This window comes from Zoogloea oryzae (assembly GCF_030161255.1).
GTDB classification, from domain to species: domain Bacteria; phylum Pseudomonadota; class Gammaproteobacteria; order Burkholderiales; family Rhodocyclaceae; genus Zoogloea; species Zoogloea oryzae.
The window spans coordinates 1-570 of the sequence record NZ_BSPX01000321.1 but is presented as its reverse complement, the minus strand read 5'-3'; the positions used below and the strand labels follow the sequence as shown (position 1 = coordinate 570).

The following is a 570-nucleotide window of genomic DNA, read 5'->3' as shown; positions in this document are numbered from 1 at the left end:
GCGCCAGCCAGATCAATTTGGTCGCCGCCTCGTCCGTCGGGAAATGGCCCCGGGTCTTGATGATCTTGCGCACCCGCGCATTCAGACTCTCGATGGCATTGGTGGTGTAGATCACCCGGCGCACCTCCGTCGGAAACGCGAAGAACGGGATCACCTGCTCCCACGCCCGGCGCCACGACAGCGTGATGGTCGGGAAGCGCTGGCCCCATTCCCCTTCTGCAAACGCCTCCAGTGCCGCCTCGGCTGCCTCGGTGCTCACCGCCTGGTAGATCGGTTTGAGGGCCTCGGCGAGCCCCTTGCGTTCCTTGTAGCCCGCATAGCTCAGGCTGTTGCGCAGCAAATGCACGATGCACGTCTGCAGCGTCGTGCGCGGATACACCGCCTCCAGCGCCTCGGCCATGCCCTTCAACCCGTCGGTGACGGCGATCAGGATGTCCTCGCAGCCGCGCAGCTTCAGGTCGTTGAAGACCTTGAGCCAGAACTTCGCCCCTTCGGTCTGCTCGATCCACAGGCCCAGGATGTCCCGGCTGCCGTCCGGGCGCACGCCCAGCGCCAGGAACACCGCCTTGC

Annotated in this window: 1 protein-coding gene; it reads right to left on the bottom strand. The window is 65.6% G+C overall.

Features of this window, described 5'->3' with window-relative positions; all coding sequences use genetic code 11:
* Positions 1-570, bottom strand: a 570-nt coding sequence (locus QQK25_RS23545; RefSeq protein WP_284190129.1) for an IS256 family transposase, incomplete at both ends; no start/stop codon positions are given.